The following is a 17102-nucleotide window of genomic DNA, read 5'->3' as shown; positions in this document are numbered from 1 at the left end:
GGACCGACTTTGTGAAGCCCGGCCGGGCCGATTGCCTCGGCTCGACGACCAATAGAACCCCTACCTCACTTCACAACTCCACGCGCACCTTAAATATGTATAATAAATACATGTTTAAAGTTTTCTAGTAGCCGAAGGAGCTAGCATCATGTTGAGCCAGGAAGTCCGCGATCTGGTAAAAGCCACTGCGCCGGTATTGAAGGTCCACGGTGAAACGCTCACCTGTCACTTTTATGCCCGCATGTTCCGCCACAACCCGGAACTGAAGCAGGTGTTCAATCAAGGCCACCAGGATGGCGGACAACAGCAGCAGGCCTTGGCTGCGGCCGTTGCCGCGTATGCGGAGCATATTGATGATCCTTCGGTGTTGATGCCGGTAGTGACCCGCATCGTGCACAAGCACGTCAGTTTGGGGATACGGCCTGAGCATTACGCGATTGTCGGCAAGCATTTGCTGGCCTCGATCAGAGAGGTCCTGGGCGCAGAGGCCGCGACCGATGAGTTGATTGCAGCCTGGGCTGCGGCCTATGGTCAGCTGGCCGACCTGCTCATCGCCGAGGAAGCCAAACTGTACGCACAATCCGCCGGCAAGGACGGCGGTTGGACCGGCTGGCGTGGTTTCCGCGTCGATAGCAAAGTCCCGGAAAGCGCCGAAATCACGTCGTTCTATCTGGTCCCAGCAGATGGCGGCTCTGTGCCGGATTATCTGCCCGGGCAATACATTTCCCTGCGCGTCTATGTGCCTCAATTAGGCATCATGCAGCCACGTCAGTACAGCTTGTCGGATGCGCCGGGCAAAGGCCGTCTGCGCATTTCGGTCAAACGCGAGGATGGCACCGGCAATACGCCGGCGGGCAGCGTGTCCAATGTATTGCACGCCAACGTAAAAGAAGGCGACGTGGTGGATCTGGCTCCCCCGCAAGGTGAGTTCACCTTGAACGATCAAGGCGCCGCACCAGTCGTGCTGTTGAGCGGCGGCGTCGGGTTGACGCCCATGATGTCGATGTTGAATCACCTGGTGGCACGCGACGATGGCCGTGAGATTCGATTCGTACACGCTTGCCGCGACCGTTCGGTGCATGCCATGAAATCGCATGTGAATGACATTGCGAATTCGCGGCCCAATGTGCGTAAAGTGGTCTATTACGAAACCGTCTCGCCGGACGATCAGCAGGGCCAGGATTATGACTACGCAGGCCGTATGAATCTGGAGGCAATCCGCGATGTTGCCGTGCTGCCGGACGCGGATTACTACTTGTGCGGTCCTTTGCCCTTTATGAGTGCGCAGCGTCAAGCGTTGACCTCGTTGGGCGTGGCGCCGGAGCGTATCCATGCCGAGTTGTTCGGCACGGGCGGGCCGGGCGCTTAACCGGTATAGTGCGACCGCATGCAACTGACCAAATACACTGATTTCGGCCTGCGCGTCATGATGTACCTGACGCAGGGCAATGGCCGTGGAACGCCGGTGACGATCCCCGAGATCGCCGAACGGTTCGACGTGTCGCGCAATCATTTGGTCAAGGTCGCGCATTTCCTGGCCCAGCAGGGCTGGGTGACTACCGCCCGGGGCAAGGGCGGTGGCTTGCGGCTGGCACGAGCGCCAGCCGAATACCGGTTGGGTGACCTGGTGTATGCCCTGGAAAACCAGAAAGCTTTGGTGAATTGCGGGGAGCCTGTTTGCGCACTGCAGGGGGTTTGCCTGCTGTCGGGCGTACTGGCAGACAGCCTGAAGACCTTTTACGACGAGTTGAATCGCCATACCTTGGCCGATCTGGTGCGAGCCCCGACGGGCGAGGCGATTGTGAGGCTGCAATTGGTGGCGTGACGGGCTAAGGGTAAACCTTAGGTTATGACTACCCGTCAGATTGGCATTGGCAGGACCGGGGCCAAACTCGCAGAATAGGAAACAGCGTAAATGTCTCTTATCAGCCAGGGTTGCGATGAAAGTTTGTGTAATTGGTGCCGGCGTCACCGGCGTGACGTCGGCTTATTTTCTGGCGCGCCAAGGCCATGACGTCGTGCTGGTGGATAGCCGCGCGCGTCCTGCGACGGTGTCCAGTTACGCCAATGGCGGGCAACTGAGCTATAGCTATGTGGCTCCGTTGGCAGGGCCGGGCGTGTTGCCCAGTGTGCCGGGTTGGCTGTTGCGGTCCGATTCGCCATTGCGGTTCCGGCCACGTCTGGACCCGCATCAATGGTTTTGGTGCCTGCAATTCGCATTGGCTTGCCGCGCGTCGGTGGCCCAGGCGTCGACCGCACAATTGCAGTCTTTGTCGTATCTGAGCCGGGATGTATTGCACCGCCTGCTCGAAGAAGAAAACCTCGATTTCGGTCATGTCCGCAACGGCAAACTGATTGCCTATCGCAGCCCTGAATTGTTGGAGAAAGCGCGCCGATTGGTGGACTATCAGGCAGCGTTGGGGGCTGAGCAGCGGGTCTTGAGCGCGGCCGAAACGGTTGCATTGGAACCTGCCTTGTCTGGGCTGGGCGCAAATCTCGCGGGCGCCGTCTACACCCCCAGCGAAGAGGCGGGCGATTGCCGTCAATTCACCGAGGGTTTGTTCCGGCGTCTGAAAGACCTGGGCAATGTCGAATGCCGCATGGCAACACCCGTGCAATCGTTGCGTCGCGAGGGCCGCAAGGTTGTGGCGGTTGAAACCGCGAATGGGGATATACCGGTCGATGCGGTGGTGTTGGCGGCGGGCGTCGCATCGCGTAGCCTGATCAAACCGTTGGGCCGGGATTTGCCGCTGTATCCGTTGAAAGGCTATAGCCTGAGTGTGCCAATGGAGCCCGGCAATGACACGGCGCCCGAAATCAGTGTGACGGATTACGAGCGGCGCATTGTGTATGCGCGCATCGGACGCGTATTGCGCATTGCGGCCATGGTGGATATCGGCAGCCCGAATGCCGATATTGACCCGGCGCGTATTGCATTGCTGAAACGGCAAGTGCGCGAGGCCTTTCCCCAGCTGGATCTGACCCAAGCCGTACCGTGGGCAGGGCAGCGCCCGGCGACGCCCACCGGCAAGCCCTTGATTGGCGAGAGCCGCGTCGCTGATAACCTGTGGTTGAACCTGGGGCAGGGCGCGTTGGGCTTTACCTTGGCCTGCGGCAGTGCGGCGTTATTGACGGCGCAGATGTCGGGATTGGAATTGCCGATTGACGCGATGCCGTTTCGACCTTGATATGTGTGCTGATGGCTGATCGTCGATATCCGGTACTCGTAGTGGACTTTTCTATAGCGCATGTTTGGCGGCGATAGTCGGCGTGCCTTAATGAAAATCCCGGCTCCGTGCCGCCAGTCCGCCCAGCAATGACGATAGATCGACCAACCGTTTCGCAATGAGATGGCGGATGCCCTGGACGCTTTGCCACGTGCCATAAACCCCTAGCAACGTGGACCCGAGAAGCTCCCGGCGTTGACGCTCCATGAGTTCGGGACGTACGACGACGTTTACAGAGCCGGTTTCGTCCTCGAGGGTGAGGAAGATGACGCCTTTGGCAGTTTGGGGGCGTTGGCGCATGGTGACGAGACCGCAGGCGCGCGCCAGGCGCCGGTCAGGATAGGTGTTGAGTATCTCGGCGGACTCAAAGCGCAGGCTTTGCAGATGCGTGCGCAGCAACGCCAGCGGATGGCGCCGCAAGGTCATGCGCAAGCTGCGGTAGTCATCGATGATCGCCTGGCCTTCTGTTTGGGTGGGCAAGGACGGTGTTTCGCTGTCTATGATATCGGCGTGTCGCAGCAGATCGCGGCTGGCTACGCTGGCGCTGGCCTCCCAACTGGCCAGCCTGCGATGGCCGGCCAAGCTGTGCAGCGCATCGGCTGCGGCCAGCACATCGAGGTCGTGGCGCGTGAGTTCAGCGCGGCGGGCGAGGTCCTGGATGTGAGTGAAAGGCTGTATGGCGCGAGCATGTTCGATGCGCAGTGCGGCGGCTTCTGAGAGGCCTTGGATTTGGTTCAGGCCCAGGCGGACGGCAGGACGTGGCTGAGCGTATGGATCGTCCAGCAGTGACGTGCGATGCGCGTCAATGGCGTTTGCGAGAGGCGATGTGTCGCAATGTGCACTGTCTGATGCCGCTTGATGCGGCGTCAACGAGGGCAGTGGTGTAGCGATAGGCGATGTTCCCTCAGGCAAGGTTTCTATTGCCAAGGGTTCCAATGTGGCTTCCCAATTGCTGATAGTGACATCGGTCGGTAACACGCGTACGCCATGGCGTTGCGCGTCTTGGATCAATTGCGCGGGGGCATAAAAGCCCATGGGCTGGGAATTCAATAGCGCTGCCAGAAAGGCCTCGGGTTCATTGCACTTTATCCAAGCGCTCGCGTAGGCCAGCAGGGCAAAGCTGGCGGCATGGCTTTCCGGAAAACCATATTCGCCAAAGCCTTCGATCTGCCGGATGATGGCGGCGGCGAATTCCTCGGTATAGCCGTTGTCAAGTAAACCTGTGACGAGTTTGTCATTGAATTTGTCGATGCCGCCTTTGCGTTTCCAAGCGGCCATGGAGCGTCGCAGTTGATCGGCTTCGTCAGCGCTAAAGCCCGCCGCGACCATGGCGATTTGCATGACTTGTTCTTGGAAAATCGGCACACCCATGGTGCGTTTTAATACGCCTCGTACATCTTCGCTGGGATAGGTTTCGGGCTCTAAACCCTGTCGCCGTTTCAAGTACGGATGCACCATCCCGCCCTGAATGGGGCCGGGTCGCACGATGGCGACTTGCACGACCAGATCGTAATATTCGCGAGGCCGTAGACGAGGCAACATGCTCATCTGCGCGCGAGATTCGATCTGGAATACGCCTATCGTGTCGGCCTTGCAGATCATGTCGTAGGTTTTGGGTTCCTCTTTGGGAATATCGTGCAAAGCCCACGATACCCCTCGTCGTTGGTTGACAAAATTCAATGCCCGACGCAGAACAGACAACATACCCAGCGCCAACACATCGACCTTTAATAGGCCCAATGTATCGAGATCATCTTTGTCCCATTGCACAACGCTACGATCCGGCATGGCTGCGTTTTCGATGGGCACCAGACGGGCCAGATTGCCCCGTGAAATAACAAATCCGCCAGGATGCTGAGACAAGTGGCGCGGAAAATTGATCAAGGTTTCGGCCAGAATGGCCCAGTGTTTGGCGACGGTCGAGTTGGGATCCAAACCACAGCCACCTAATGTACGCAACATGGCGCGTTTACCGTCCCACCATTGATGCGCACGAGCCACCGCATCAATGACTCCTGGGTCGATGCCCAGCGCGCGGCCAGTATCACGCAACACACTGCGGGGCCGATAGGAAATGACAACGCCAGTCAGCGCCGCGCGACGTCGGCTATATTTTTTATAGATGTACTGGATGATTTCTTCGCGACGTTGATGTTCGAAATCGACATCGATGTCGGGCGGTTCGCCACGTTCTTTACTGATAAAGCGTTCGAATAGTGCCTGACTGCATTGAGGATCGACGGCAGTAATACCCAGGCAATAGCACACGACAGAGTTAGCGGCAGATCCTCGCCCTTGGCAGAGAATCTTTAGGCGGTCTGCCTGTTGCACAATGTCGTAGACCGTCAGGAAATACGGTTCGTATTTCAACTCGGCGATGAGCGAAAGTTCTTTTTCGATGGTATCGCGAACAGACGTAGGAATGCCTGCGGCAAAGCGCTTTGCCGCACCTGCATAGACCTCTCGTCTCAAATAACTGGTGGGCGTTTCCCCCTCGGGCACGATCTCATCGGGATATTCATAACGCAAGGTCCGCAGCGAAAACGTGCAACGCTGTGCGATGGCTACGGTTTCAGCCAATATTTCGGCTGGATAGAGCGATGACAGACGCAGGCGGCTGCGTAGATGCTGTTCAGCGTTGGATTGCAAATCGTAGCCACACTGCGAGACAGTGCGCTTGCTGCGGATGGCCGTCAACGTGTCATGCAGAGGTTTGCGCGAGCGCACATGCATATGCACATCCCCGAGCGCGGTGACGGGCAGCCCAGTGACACGCGCGGCATGTTGGATGGCGTTGCGATGTATATCGTCGCGTGCATGATGCAGTAATGTCATACCGATCCAGGCCCGGCCAGGAAAGGTGCGTGCCAGCCATTGTGCCTGTTTTGCGATGGTCTCTGCTGGCGTGCCCTGGGGGGGTGACAAAATCGCCAGACACTCGGGCATATGACGCAGGTGCGTATACGCGGGTGTGGGGGCAGAAACGTCATCCAGATAAAGTTGATACGCGCCTTTTTCAGCGCGTGACCGACCCAGCGTAATCAACTCGGACAGATTGCCATAGCCTTCGCGCGTCTGTGCCAGCAGCACGAGTGACAGAGGGGGTGTCTGTGGCGATGAAGGAGCGGCATGCAGTCGCAGCGTACTGCCGATAATGAGGTGAATCTTTCGTTGTTCCTCTTTAGCCAGTTTTTCCACCTCGGCCAGTGCGCGCACCACACCGGCCAACGAACACTCATCCGTGATGGCAATCGCGCTGTATCCCAATTGCGCGGCTTGCTCGACCAGCTCCTCGGGATGCGAGGCGCCTTGTAGGAACGAGAAATTCGACAGGCATTGCAATTCCGCATAAGCGGGCAAGCCTGGCAGGGCTGGCATATCAGGCATACCGTCCATGTAAAAACCACCGTGCGTGTTCGGTATCGCGCTCGCGGTAAATCCAATAGCGTGCGGACGCTGCGTCCTCGGCGACAAAGTAGTCGCGCACCGTCAACGCAGCATCCCACCAGCCGCTTTCGATACGCTCGGGTCCACGCACGAGCCGCAACGGTTGGCCGGAATAGACTGGACGGTGTTGCTGGACCTGCAACGGAATCGGAGGGTCGAGCAACCAAAAGGGACGATCCATGAAGGCGAACGGGGGCCGTGATAGCGGATCGGTGTGGCTCGATGCGTGCTGGACAGAGTCAGGGCTCTTTTTGGCGTCTTGAGCCGCACACCAGCGATTCGCTGTCTCGGGACGGTGGTCCGCAACCGGTTGCGCCTGCAACACGCGTTCGCGTCCCAGACGTGCGCTGAGCAGGTCCAGCAAACGGGCGTGCTCCGCCGGCGAGCCACCGGGCTCGGGAAACAGGCATGTGCTGGCGGCAGGTTGTTCTACGGTGTCATCTACACGCAGGCTCAATGCGATGGCAGGTGCCTCCAGCGGTAAACGCCCAAGCTTTTCACGCAGCAGATTTCGCAGATGCGAGGCCTGCCACGCGGGCTGCGCCAGACTGATCGGCAATGTGGTTGGCGGGCGAGCATGTCGGCCGCGCTCGTGCTCCAGCGCCAGCGTCAAATGCTGAACCGCACGGCGTCGAGCGACGAGCCAGCCACAGAGCGGCTCGATGAGCCGTTGCGCCCAGGACAAAACTGCCTCGGCATGCTCGACGTAATCGGGTAATTCCAGACGTTGAAAAAATCGGGCGGGTGGCTGTATCCAGACGTGGCACTCGGGCGCGTCGCCATAAGCCGCATCCAACGTATGGAGCAACTCGGTGCCGCAACGACGTTGCAGTCCGGCACGAGGTAATCGACGCAGATCGCCGAGGGTGCGACAGCCGATGCTGTGCAACCATTCCCGGCGAGGCTCCGCACTAGACAATAACGTATGGGACAAGGTATCGAGCCGACGCGCCAAGGTGTGAATTTGCAGCGTACGTCTCGGTGTTCGGATCGAGGATTGATGCGCTAACAACCATGCGCCTTGTGCCGTGGGAGCCATGCCTAAAGACGTGTGCAGACTCATGCCCTGCAATGTGGTGGCGATGCGTTGATGCAGGCGGCGAGGGCCGCCAAAATACATCAGGCTGGCGCTGACTTGTAAGAGCAACGTATCCGGCGCTGCGATGGCAAGGTCGGGCGTGTATTGCAGCAAAGCGAGCGCGGTTTCGTGCAGCAAGTGCTGTTCAGCCAAGGGATCACGCGTCAAGAGCGGAACGTCCGGCGCGATCGCAGCGGCGCCAGCGCGACGCATGCCGGTATGGATGCCCATCGCCGCAGCCGCTGGCGTCAGCGCCGCAACACGAGCTTGCTCCAACACCGCAAACGCCGATTCAGGAGACCATCGTGGATGAACGGCGTCGAGCGGCAGGCTGCGCAGAAAGGTGGCGATCCAAAGAGACATGATCAGAAGACAAGCTTTTTAACGCGTCAGGAAGCAGGGTTCCTGATGTGAGAATGGGTGTCGCGACCGTATCCTCGGTCGATTCCACGGAGGGCAGGACCGATGGCACTGCACCTGCATCGGTATCCACCCCGGTATTCGCCGGAGATTCGAACATCAACGACAGCGGCTCTGCGCAACTCGGGCCGCGGCGTTTCAGAATATGCACAGATAGCCCGCCGGAGGTGGGGGCCAGGGCCAGTCGTAATGGCGCGGGTGACGCCTGTTGCGCAGCGGTGGCCGGACGCAACACAAAGCACAGCGTTTCGGCCATCTGCGCTGCCAGATGCAGGCGGCGCAAGGATTCCGGCCGCACACGCGGCAACCAACACAGCAGCGCGCCGCAACTGCCGTGTTTCAGAATCTGTTCGGCTGCCCAGAGCGCATCCAGCGGGCGTTCGGGAGCGACCCAGAGTAATTGCGCAGGATTCAGACGCCAGCCTTGCCAGCAAGCCAGATGTGGCACATGAGGCGGCTGCACCAAGGCAATCGGATGCCGGCGGTCGAGTTGCGCCAGCGCGGGCTGCAGCAGGCGGATTTCGCCGATGCCGGCGTGTGGCGTCAGGAGCTCGATCAAGGCGCCCACCGGCCAGCCGCCGCCAGGCAACTGGGCCGACAGCGCCGCGTAGCCGGTGGAAATGCCACGATTGGCGCTATGCGCCAATTGAGTAGCACGCCATAAAGCAGGATGGATATGTTCTGGGGACGGCATGATAAATCTCGTTTTGCTGTACAAATATACAGTATTTTGCGAGGAGATTTACAATGGCTTATTGGGGCCAGGTCGATGCCCCTTGGAGCACCCCATGACAGAGCCCGCCACCCTCGAATTCCTGCCTGACGCCGATACCGAGATCAAACAACTCTTTATCCTGCTGCACGGCGTGGGCAGTACGCCGCACAGCCTGGCGGCCTTGATTCAGGCTGTACGCACGGCATTTCCGGCGGCAGCGATTTTGGCGCCGGCAGGGTTTGAGCCCTATGACGGTGGGGGCGAGGGGCGTCAATGGTTTTCGGTGCGCGGGGTCGACGAGGACAATCGTGCGGAACGCGTGGCTCGCGCTTTGCCGCCGTTGGTGGATTACGTCCGCGCCGCACAGGCCCGATTTGGCCTATTGCAGTCCGATACCGCGCTGGCCGGTTTTTCGCAGGGGGCAATCATGTCGCTCGAGGCCGTGCAGGCACATGATGGTCTGGCAGGGCGCGTGCTGGCGTTTTCCGGCCGCTATGCCCAGTTGCCTAAAGTCCCGCCGCAATACACCACGATCCATTTATTGCACGGGGCCGATGATCACGTGATGAACGTGTCGTATGCCCAAACGGCGCAGGCATGGCTGGATTCTCTGCACGGTGATTGCACCATCGACGTGGCCAGCCGCGTCGGCCACGAACTGCATCCGGCCTTGATTCAACGCGGAATCGAGCGCCTGCAGACCTGCGTCCCGCTGCGCAGTTGGGAAGCCGCGCTGGGGCTGGATCAGGCGCCGTCAAAGGGCGAGACGCTGCATTGATCCGTAGTATTAAAGCCAGGCATTAATGTGTGGCCGGCAGGGGCATTGAGTCATCTTCCTGATGACGGATCCATTTCAAAAATGCCTGGATTTGGCCTGAGTGACGGCCGGTCTCCCGATAGAGCACATAAAAGACCCCCTGGCTTTTCAGGGTCCCGGCATAAGGACAAGCATTTCTGGATCCCATGCCGCCAGGGCCGGACGCGTTCAAGCGTTTTCTGGAGGTTGAGGTGAAACAATGGAAGAGCGTTGTCGCTGAGACGGGAGTTACGTTTGACAAGCTGTAGGTTGAAGCAATGCATCGCTCAACGCGTTGGTTGCGCGATAGAGAGGGACATGTCCTTTGAGCAGGACTTGTGCCGACCTCCTGTATGCGACCTTCGAAATCTTTAGCGTTTTACCATCACGTCGTGCGACAACGGTGGCATCGAGCGTGCCAGCAGGATTTTCGATGCTGACCACGACATTGCAAGTTTGATCCGCCACCGTTGGCAAGCCTGTTGCGACGTCGGCGGCCACGCTGCCTTTGATCAAGCAGGCCGCGGCCAGGCAACAGCCCCCTGATACGGCCATCGAAGCATGTCCCGTCTGTGGGGTGAAGTACCTCGTCGACAAGGTGCCGCCATTCGTTGCTGATCCGACGATGCAGACTTTGGGAATGGTTTCGCTGGTTGCGATGTCTGTCTCACTCATCAAGGTGCCGTCGCGGCGGCGCAACTGCATCAGCATGCCTGCTTGAATCCAGACATGCCGCAGTCGCGTCATGAAAGCGGGATCGCTTTCCAGTTCGTCAATGGATTCGTGTGCCGTTTTTCCCAGATCGCTTGCCTTGATGATGACCATGGGTACCGCAACATCGACGCACGAGACTGGAATACCATCTATGACATCGACGGGGCTGCCAGTCGGCAATAGTTTGCCTGTTTTCGATCCGACGGGATCATGCAGGAACAAGTCGACAGACGGATATTGCCCATATACCCCTGGGATTTCGTTATGGACGAGTGCTCCGCGTTCATCTCTCAGCAGTCGTCCCGTAGAGATCACGCCGGTATTCGTATTGCGGATCTCCAGTTCGTCATCGACATCGGCAAGTGCGACCAGGCCGCTGTCCAGCAGCCATAACGGCAATGCTGAACTCATATTGCCGCAATTGACGCTCCAGTCGATCCGCGAATGGGTGGCTGCCAACTGCGCCAACGTACTCACCAGCCGTTGGCGGCCGTTGGCCCGCTCGAGGCTGACGAAGAATACTTTGTTGCTGGTTGCTGGGCCTCGTCCGAGGCCCGTAATCTGTCGATTGGCGGCCAAGGATCCTGATAAAGGCACCCCCATGAGGTGCTTGAGCAGTTCCTCGCGCAGTGCTTCATCCTTTGGCGCAAAGGCTTCCCAGATAACCAGACCGGTGGAGGTTCCGCCCCGCATATGATGCACCGGGAACTCGACAATGCCGCTAGCAGCCTGGAGCCGAGGCCTATCGAGCAAAAGGATCGGATCAGTTGTCATTTCAATAACCTGCGCGTAATGAGGGAAGAGTGCATCGAGCGAAAAATGTTTGCCGAGGCGCTCGAATATGAATGGCTCAGCGGATCTCGGCCGTGTAATGGAACCGGTCACTGGGCACATAAGAGATGCGCCATTCGATCACGTCGCCGTTGAGATCGCGCATGGCGCGTTGAATGCGCATACATGCAGAACCGGCAGGAACATTGAACAGCGTCGCGTCGGTCTCGGGCATGTGGTCCATTTCGAGCTCATCTAAAGCGCGGACCGCGCGAACGCCGCAGATCTCGTCATAGACGGGATAGAGCAGGGGAGGCGACTCTTTCTGAAGATGTGCGACGAGTTTGGAGAACAGTTTATGGGAAAGCCATATATGTTCCGCCAGAATCACATCTTCTCCATCCAGCCGTATCCGGTGCATGTAAATAACCTTTGCTCCGGCCTTGATATCCAGTTTTTCGGCAATCCGTGCATCGGCCTCCTGAACCGTCAACGTCAGGATTTTGGCGCGCGGTATCCGGCTCTGGCTAGGATTCGTGAATCGCACAAAGCGCAGCATCGAATTGCGCTCATAGGCGCTGGTGATGAAAGTCCCTTTGCCTTGCTTTCGTTCAAGAACGCCTTCATGCACCAGTCCTTGAATGACTTTGCGCATGGTGCCGACCGAGACGGAAAACTCCTCTGCGAGCCGGTCTTCGCCGGGTAGCGCTTCTCCTGATTTCCATACGCGATCGGCGATACGGCCCATCAGCTTGTCTCGGATCTGGATATGCAGGGGAAGGCGAGGATCGATCATGGAGCCATTTCTCAATGGAGAAAACACGGAAGTCTGTGTCCGAAAAAATTGTAACACACCTATGACCCAATAGTTATGTATATATATACTCCTGTATAGGTGTTGATTTGGCGATGACGATTTTACCCATTACCCATACAGGAACAGCAATGATTGACAGCGTTAAACGGCGAACCATTCTCGGGGCACTGGCTTGCGCCTCGTTTTTTACGGCGCTACCGGCGCAGGCTCAATCCGGTTTTCCGGAAAAGACCGTGACGATCGTCGTTCCCTTTGCACCCGGAGGCAGCTTCGATGTCATTGCGCGCCAGCTCGCCGTCGAGTTGGGCAAAGTCTGGCAGCAGCCCGTTGTGATCGACAATCGCTCGGGTGCTGGCGGCAACCTTGGGGCGCAGGCGGTGATCAAGGCCAAACCCGATGGCTATACCTTGCTGTTCTGGGGGGATGGCGTATTGACCAATCCCTTGCTCTATGCCGATCCCCCATTCGATGCGATTCGCGATATTGCTGGCGTAACCTTGGTGGCGACAACGCCACAGGTGCTGGTGAGCAATACCCAGTCGCCAGTCAAAACGATGTCTGACGTGATCCATTCGACGCAACCGTTGAACTACGGTACGGCGGGCAACGGAACGCCGGGACATCTGGCGGCGGAATTGATGCGGCGAGAGGGGGCTGATCAACTGGCGCATATTCCGTATCGCGGCGGTGGCCCGGCATTGACAGATCTATTGGGTAATCAGATACAGCTGGTGTCGACCGGCCTGCCTGCGACGCTGCCGTTCATACGCAGTGGCAAAGTGCATCCTATTGCCGTGACATCAAAAGAGCGGCTTGAGATCCTCCCCGACGTGCCAACCGTTGGCGAGACGATCAAAGGCTATGAGGTCGACACCTGGTTTGGCATGATGGCTCCGCAAGGCACGCCCCTGGATATTCGTACAAAGATCGCCTCGGACATCGAACAGATACTCGCCTCACCCCAACTGAAGAAGCAACTCGCAGAAGGAGGCTTCCTGGTCCGCACAAGCACACCGGCCGAACTGGAGCAGAAGATGGCCAAAGATCTGGCCTTCTGGAAGGAGCAGGTCACGAAATCGGGGGCACGTGCAGAATGATTCCCCCTCTGTTGGATGATACGGTGGAGCGAGTCGTTGTGGAGGACGGTTGCAGGATTGCCATACGTACCCTGCGCACCGGCAGTGCGCCGATCCCCGTACTGTTTGTACACGCCCTTGCCATGAACGGAGAAATGTGGCGCCGCGTTGCACAGAAACTGAATGTGGATGCACCGCTTTATGCGATCGATTGTCGAGGCCATGGGGAATCAGACCGTGCGGCAGGCCCCTATACCACTGAGCGCTTTGCGAAAGACATTAGTGATGTGCTGGACCATTTGAATACGAGGCAAGTGCATCTAGTGGGATGCTCGATGGGTGGGACGGTCGCATTGGCGTTTGCGGGACGGTACACCGAGCGGGTTGCCAGTATGACGATTATCGATTCGACGGCCTGCTATGGCGAAGACGCCCATATTTCCTGGGATGAGCGGGCGTTGCGGCCTCGGCAGGAAGGCTTCCAGGCCATGGTGCCGTTTCAAGTCAGCCGCTGGTTTTCGCCGGAGTTTGCCGAGCAAGAACCAGCCCTCGTCCAGGAAGCCGTGAAGGTTTTTTTGGCGAACGAAGCCGATGCCTATGCTGCGACCTGCCGTATGTTGGGCTGCGCGGATGAGCGGCATCGCCTGTCACGGTATACCGGACCTGTTTCGGTCGTCGTGGGCGAGGAAGACTATGCCACTCCGGTGGCGATGGCCAGGGAACTGGTCAGTCTTTTAGCGCAAGCCAAATTGACCATCCTGCCCAAGCGCCGTCATTACACACCGATCGAATGCCCAGGCGAAGTCGCTGTGGCAATAGACGCCACCATACTGCGTGGCTAAGAAACAAACCAGGAGGAGACCACATGATTGACCGTCGAGGATTCTTGACCGCCGTTGCCGGCCTCGGTGCAGCAGCGGCTGGCGGTACGCTGCTCGGATGCGTGCATGTATCAAATGAAAAGCAACGGGTTTTTGATGCGCATTGCCACATCATCGACCCTCGGTTTCCCCTTGTACCCAATCAGGGCTACGTTCCGCCGCATTACACCATCCCTCAGTATCGCGCCGATGTGGCGTCGCTGAATGTCGTCGCAGGCGCTGTGGTGTCGGGCTCGTTTCAGGGGTTCGATCAGACCTATCTGGTCTCCACCTTAAAGGAGCTCGGGCCGGACTGGGTAGGCGTTGCACAAGTACCGCCGGATATTTCCGATGCGGAAATTCGACGCCTGCGGGACGCTGGAGTGCGTGCGGTACGATTCAATTTATATCGGGGAAAGGTCGATAGCATGAGCGAAGTGGCCACCTTTGCACAGCGCGTCTACGACCTGGCTGGATGGCATGCTGAGTTATATCTGGACGCCGCTAAGATGCGATCCCATTTGTCGCAACTGGCGAAACTGCCGCAAATCGTCATCGACCATTTGGGCATGACGGAGGAGGGCGTCCCGGTCTTGCTCGATCTGGTCGACGCAGGCGCCAAAGTCAAGGCGACGGGGTTTGGCCGTGTCAGCATGAATGTGCCGATGGCCCTCGAACGCATTGCACAGCGTAATCCGAATGCGTTGATGTTTGGGACAGACCTGCCGTCGACCCGAGCGAAGCGACCTTTCAACCCCGCTGATCTCGATCTTGTTGCCCGTGTCCTGGGAAAAGAAAACGCCCGCAAGGCGTTATGGGATAACGCCTACGCGCTATATTGGCCTGGAGCCCGGTAGTATCGTCAAATCGGCGTATCCTGCCATCCACCCCCCAACGCTAGGAACACATCAATCTGGTCCCCGCTCAGCGTAGCCTGCGAAGCCGCGAGCGCGCTTTCGTCCGTCGCCAGAGTACGCTGCGCATCCAGCACGTTCAGATAATCGGTTTTCCCCGCATGGAATAACTGCTCGGCTTGCTTGGCTGCGATGGCGCTTTGATTGCGCGCCTCTTGCAGTGCGGCGTGTCTATCGAGTTGCCGGGCATAGGCGACCAGCGCGCTCTCGGTTTCACGCAATGCACCCAATACCGTGTCGTCGAAATTGGCCAATGCCGAACTCGCGACCGCCTTAGCCTGGGCGATTTGTGCCTGAGCAATCCCGGTGTTGGGGATGGTCCAGGAAATCAGCGGGCCCACGCTCCAGCTATACGTGCCGCGTTCGCCTATCATCGTCATGGGAGCCGCGGACGAACCAGACAGCCCCAATGAAATCGTCGGATATAACGACGCCGTAGCCACGCCGATGCGTGCGGTAGCAGCAGCGAGCTTGCGTTCGGCTTCGCGGACGTCGGGGCGGCGGCGCAGCAGGGCAGCGCCGTCTCCGACCGGAATCGCTTGCGTCAGGCGCGGCGGCGTATGGCATTCCAATAGTGCAGTCGGCATTTCGGCCGGCGTACGGCCGGTCAGGGCGGCCAGGCGATAGAGCGCCTGGCGTTGGCTGGCCTGAAAGGGCGGCAGATTGGCTTGTAATTGCTCTAACTGGCTGCGCGCACGAGTGACATCCAATGCGGTGCCGCGGCCGGCCTGTTGCAGGCGTTGTACCGCATTGAGCGAATCGCGTTGCACGGCGACGGAATGCTGGGCCGAGGCGAGCTGCATACCGCTGGCGCAGATATCGGCATAAGCGCGCGCCGTTTCCGCGACAACGGTCACGCGCGCGGCATCGTAGGCAGCCTGCGCGGCGGCTTCATCGCCTTCGGCGGCTTCGATGGTGCGGCGGATTCTGCCGGCGAGATCGATCTGGTAGCCAATACTGATGCCACCCGAATACGACCAGCGATTCTTGGGACGCGTGTCCGGCGCCAGCACCGATACTCCCGACGAATGTCCGTACGTGGCGGGGGAGGCGTTCACACCTAGGGTGGGCTGTTGCGCGCCGCGGGCTTCTTCGGTCACGGCCTGCGTGCGTTCCAGATTCGCCGCAGCCATGCGCAAACTGGTATTGGCTTGCAGCGCCTGGCCGATCAACTGGTCCAGCGTCGGGTCCTGGTATAAACGCCACCATGTGCCTGGCACTGCGTTCTGCTGAAAGACGGCTTCGTGAGATTGCTGAAATTCGCCAGCCGCGGCGGGGCGATTCACGGCAGCATCCTCGGGGACTTTGTAGTCGGGGCCGACTGCGGCGCAACCCGCTATTGCCAGGGTGATGGCCAGTGCCAATGGCGTTAACGCACGAGAGAAGATCATTGTGGGTTGACCTCCACCGTTGCAGTTTGCCCGGCCACCAGACGCACGCCCTCGGGGACTTGATCGATGTGGATGCGCACGGGGATACGCTGTGCCAGGCGGACCCAGTTGAAATTGGGGTTCACGTTGGGCAGCAGGTTGGCGCTCGTGCTGCGATCGCGATCCGCGATGCCCATCGAGATGCTTTCGACATGGCCCTGGATCTGGCGCGATTCGCCCATCAGCGTGACTGTGGCGGCGTCGCCCTCGCGGATGTGAACCAGTTTGGTTTCCTCGAAATAGCCTTCGACGTAGAACGAGTTCGCATCGACCATGGCCATGACGCCTCGGCCCGCCGTGACATAGGAGCCGACGCGCAGATCCAGATTGGTCACGCGGCCATCGACCATGGAGACCACGCGGCTGCGATCCAGATTCAGTTTGGCAGTATCGAGTTGAACGTGCGCCTCGGCCAGTGCGGCCTCGGCTTGCTGCAGCTTGGCCTGGCTTTGTTCGACGTCTTCGGTCGAGACCAAGGAGCCTAGCGAGCGATTGCGCTTGACGTCCCGTGCGGCTTGATCGCGCGCAACTTGCTGTGAACGCAAGGCCGCCTCGGCTTGATTCAGCGCCAATTGGAAACGGGCGCGATCGATCTCAAAGAGGACATCGCCTTTTTTGATGTCCTGGTTGTCGTGCACGGGGACGGCGGTCACCAGGCCGGATACATCAGGGGCGACCTGCACGACGTAGGCCTTGACGCGGCCATCGCGTGTCCAGGGGTCCATTTCATAATGCACCCATAATTGCCAGCCAGCATAGACCGCCACGCAGACGGTCACTGCCGTCACGAAGAATTTTCCTAGACGGCGAAAACGCGGCGAATTGAGGATTTTCATG

14 protein-coding genes are annotated in these 17102 nt (G+C 59.0%); 7 read left to right on the top strand and 7 right to left on the bottom strand.

The annotated features are described in order from the left end of the window. Nucleotides 1–148 precede the first annotated feature (148 nt). From hmpA to ACNA0I_RS17735, 3 genes are all read left to right on the top strand, one after another. Entirely contained in the window at nucleotides 149–1369 is a 1221-nt protein-coding gene (gene hmpA / locus ACNA0I_RS17745; protein ID WP_415807331.1) for an NO-inducible flavohemoprotein, read from the top strand. A gap of 18 nt (nucleotides 1370–1387) precedes the next feature. Then, nucleotides 1388–1825: an RrF2 family transcriptional regulator gene (locus ACNA0I_RS17740; RefSeq protein WP_415807330.1), complete on the top strand. Its 438-nt coding sequence runs from the start codon at nucleotides 1388–1390 to the stop codon at nucleotides 1823–1825. Between the two features lie 115 nt (nucleotides 1826–1940). Further along, on the top strand, nucleotides 1941–3188 hold the full coding sequence (locus ACNA0I_RS17735) for a D-amino acid dehydrogenase (RefSeq protein ID WP_415807329.1): 1248 nt from the start codon (nucleotides 1941–1943) through the stop codon (nucleotides 3186–3188). Nucleotides 3189–3275: 87 nt separating this feature from the next. Here the strand turns inward: ACNA0I_RS17735 and ACNA0I_RS17730 are convergent, their stop codons facing one another. From ACNA0I_RS17730 to imuA, 3 genes are read right to left on the bottom strand one after another with little or no spacing between them, the layout of a single operon-like run. Further along, on the bottom strand, nucleotides 3276–6623 hold the full coding sequence (locus tag ACNA0I_RS17730; protein ID WP_415807328.1) for an error-prone DNA polymerase: 3348 nt from the start codon (nucleotides 6621–6623) through the stop codon (nucleotides 3276–3278). Beyond that, nucleotides 6607–8115: a Y-family DNA polymerase gene (locus tag ACNA0I_RS17725; RefSeq protein ID WP_415807327.1), complete on the bottom strand. Its 1509-nt coding sequence runs from the start codon at nucleotides 8113–8115 to the stop codon at nucleotides 6607–6609. Before ACNA0I_RS17725 ends, ACNA0I_RS17730 begins: the two co-directional genes overlap by 17 nt. Continuing rightward, complete coding sequence (imuA, locus tag ACNA0I_RS17720) at nucleotides 8045–8866, bottom strand: translesion DNA synthesis-associated protein ImuA (protein ID WP_415807326.1); 822 nt, start codon at nucleotides 8864–8866, stop codon at nucleotides 8045–8047. Before imuA ends, ACNA0I_RS17725 begins: the two co-directional genes overlap by 71 nt. A 94-nt stretch (nucleotides 8867–8960) precedes the next feature. On the opposite strand from imuA, the gene ypfH reads away from it, so the two are divergent. After that, nucleotides 8961–9665, top strand: coding sequence for an esterase (gene ypfH, locus ACNA0I_RS17715; protein WP_415807325.1), 705 nt, complete (start codon nucleotides 8961–8963; stop codon nucleotides 9663–9665). 267 nt (nucleotides 9666–9932) lie between these two features. On the opposite strand, the gene ACNA0I_RS17710 is transcribed toward ypfH, so the two are convergent. Together ACNA0I_RS17710 and ACNA0I_RS17705 are read right to left on the bottom strand one after the other, a co-directional pair. Continuing rightward, nucleotides 9933–11171: a PrpF domain-containing protein gene (locus ACNA0I_RS17710; RefSeq protein ID WP_415807323.1), complete on the bottom strand. Its 1239-nt coding sequence runs from the start codon at nucleotides 11169–11171 to the stop codon at nucleotides 9933–9935. A gap of 76 nt (nucleotides 11172–11247) precedes the next feature. Then, nucleotides 11248–11964, bottom strand: coding sequence for a GntR family transcriptional regulator (locus ACNA0I_RS17705; RefSeq protein ID WP_415807322.1), 717 nt, complete (start codon nucleotides 11962–11964; stop codon nucleotides 11248–11250). A gap of 149 nt (nucleotides 11965–12113) precedes the next feature. On the opposite strand from ACNA0I_RS17705, the gene ACNA0I_RS17700 reads away from it, so the two are divergent. Genes ACNA0I_RS17700 through ACNA0I_RS17690 form a run of 3 tightly spaced genes read left to right on the top strand, consistent with a single transcriptional unit; the run spans nucleotide 12114 to nucleotide 14778 of the window. Next, nucleotides 12114–13082 carry a Bug family tripartite tricarboxylate transporter substrate binding protein gene (locus ACNA0I_RS17700; RefSeq protein ID WP_415807321.1) on the top strand — a complete coding sequence of 323 codons (969 nt, stop codon included), beginning with the start codon at nucleotides 12114–12116 and terminating at the stop codon, nucleotides 13080–13082. Beyond that, a complete protein-coding gene (locus ACNA0I_RS17695) occupies nucleotides 13079–13903 on the top strand; it encodes an alpha/beta fold hydrolase (RefSeq protein WP_415807320.1) in 825 nt (274 codons plus the stop codon). Before ACNA0I_RS17700 ends, ACNA0I_RS17695 begins: the two co-directional genes overlap by 4 nt. A gap of 23 nt (nucleotides 13904–13926) precedes the next feature. Then, nucleotides 13927–14778, top strand: coding sequence for an amidohydrolase family protein (locus tag ACNA0I_RS17690; RefSeq protein ID WP_415807319.1), 852 nt, complete (start codon nucleotides 13927–13929; stop codon nucleotides 14776–14778). Between the two features lie 5 nt (nucleotides 14779–14783). On the opposite strand, the gene ACNA0I_RS17685 is transcribed toward ACNA0I_RS17690, so the two are convergent. Both ACNA0I_RS17685 and ACNA0I_RS17680 read right to left on the bottom strand, forming a co-directional pair. Continuing rightward, nucleotides 14784–16223 (bottom strand): efflux transporter outer membrane subunit, encoded by a 1440-nt coding sequence (locus tag ACNA0I_RS17685; protein ID WP_415807335.1) that lies wholly within the window; start codon nucleotides 16221–16223, stop codon nucleotides 14784–14786. Next, the gene (locus tag ACNA0I_RS17680) at nucleotides 16223–17101 is read right to left on the bottom strand and encodes an efflux RND transporter periplasmic adaptor subunit (RefSeq protein WP_415807318.1); all 879 of its coding nucleotides are present in this window, start codon (nucleotides 17099–17101) and stop codon (nucleotides 16223–16225) included. The genes ACNA0I_RS17685 and ACNA0I_RS17680 overlap by 1 nt, the downstream gene beginning before the upstream one ends. Nucleotide 17102 lies beyond the last annotated feature (1 nt).

Origin of the sequence: Bordetella muralis (assembly GCF_965139205.1) — a bacterium.
In the GTDB taxonomy this organism is placed as follows: Bacteria; Pseudomonadota; Gammaproteobacteria; order Burkholderiales; family Burkholderiaceae_B; genus Bordetella_A; species Bordetella_A muralis.
The sequence above is the reverse complement of the archived record's forward strand: the minus strand, read 5'-3'. Positions and strand labels throughout refer to the sequence as shown.

Bases quoted from the DNA above. Each gene is read 5' to 3' on its own strand.
- ACNA0I_RS17735 (WP_415807329.1), top strand. From the start codon at position 1,941: ATGAAAGTTTGTGTAATTGGTGCCGGCGTCACCGGCGTGACGTCGGCT.
- ACNA0I_RS17705 (WP_415807322.1), bottom strand. From the start codon at position 11,964: ATGATCGATCCTCGCCTTCCCCTGCATATCCAGATCCGAGACAAGCTG.
- ACNA0I_RS17700 (WP_415807321.1), top strand. From the start codon at position 12,114: ATGATTGACAGCGTTAAACGGCGAACCATTCTCGGGGCACTGGCTTGC.
- ACNA0I_RS17730 (WP_415807328.1), bottom strand. From the start codon at position 6,623: ATGGACGGTATGCCTGATATGCCAGCCCTGCCAGGCTTGCCCGCTTAT.
- ACNA0I_RS17725 (WP_415807327.1), bottom strand. From the start codon at position 8,115: ATGTCTCTTTGGATCGCCACCTTTCTGCGCAGCCTGCCGCTCGACGCC.
- hmpA (WP_415807331.1), top strand. From the start codon at position 149: ATGTTGAGCCAGGAAGTCCGCGATCTGGTAAAAGCCACTGCGCCGGTA.
- ACNA0I_RS17690 (WP_415807319.1), top strand. From the start codon at position 13,927: ATGATTGACCGTCGAGGATTCTTGACCGCCGTTGCCGGCCTCGGTGCA.
- ypfH (WP_415807325.1), top strand. From the start codon at position 8,961: ATGACAGAGCCCGCCACCCTCGAATTCCTGCCTGACGCCGATACCGAG.
- ACNA0I_RS17710 (WP_415807323.1), bottom strand. From the start codon at position 11,171: ATGACAACTGATCCGATCCTTTTGCTCGATAGGCCTCGGCTCCAGGCT.
- ACNA0I_RS17740 (WP_415807330.1), top strand. From the start codon at position 1,388: ATGCAACTGACCAAATACACTGATTTCGGCCTGCGCGTCATGATGTAC.
- imuA (WP_415807326.1), bottom strand. From the start codon at position 8,866: ATGCCGTCCCCAGAACATATCCATCCTGCTTTATGGCGTGCTACTCAA.
- ACNA0I_RS17680 (WP_415807318.1), bottom strand. From the start codon at position 17,101: ATGAAAATCCTCAATTCGCCGCGTTTTCGCCGTCTAGGAAAATTCTTC.
- ACNA0I_RS17695 (WP_415807320.1), top strand. From the start codon at position 13,079: ATGATTCCCCCTCTGTTGGATGATACGGTGGAGCGAGTCGTTGTGGAG.